The organism is Trinickia soli (genome assembly GCF_002879855.1).
Taxonomy (GTDB): domain Bacteria; phylum Pseudomonadota; class Gammaproteobacteria; order Burkholderiales; family Burkholderiaceae; genus Trinickia; species Trinickia soli.
In genome coordinates this window covers 1-438 of the sequence record NZ_PNYB01000077.1, presented here as the reverse complement: position 1 = coordinate 438, position 438 = coordinate 1, and the positions used below count along the sequence as shown (strand labels likewise).

Here is a 438-nt window from a genome sequence, read left to right as displayed (position 1 = left end):
ACCTTCGCTTCCGTCGAGAAGCCTGTGGCCGAATTCGACTTTTGCAACTGCGCCAGTTTCGCTTCGCCATCCTTGCGCGCGAGCTCGGCGGCTTGCTCGGCCACGTAGCGTGTGCGCACGGCGTCCTTGACCGATGCGAGCGGCGGCGTGGCGGCCGGTTTGTAGTCGGTCACGCGCGCAGAGATCAGCGTGTTGTTGCCGACGTCGATCGCCTGGGTATTGTTGCGGTCCTTGATCGAATCACCGGCAAACACCGCCGCCAGGAACTTCGGGTTGTTGAGCGGGCTGTCGGGCGGCAGCGCCGGGTTCGGCTTGTCGGTGACCGCGGCGGTCTGAATCGTCAGCTTGAACTTGTCAGCCGCCGGCTGCAGGGTCTTCGACTGCTCGTAGACCGTCGAGGTGAACGCATCGGAACGCTCGGTGTAGGTCTTCGCGGCC

1 pseudogene is annotated in these 438 nt (G+C 64.4%); it reads right to left on the bottom strand.

Going from position 1 to position 438, the window contains the following annotated elements:
* Positions 1-438 (bottom strand): annotated as a pseudogene (locus C0Z19_RS27705) (SurA N-terminal domain-containing protein); the annotation flags it as partial.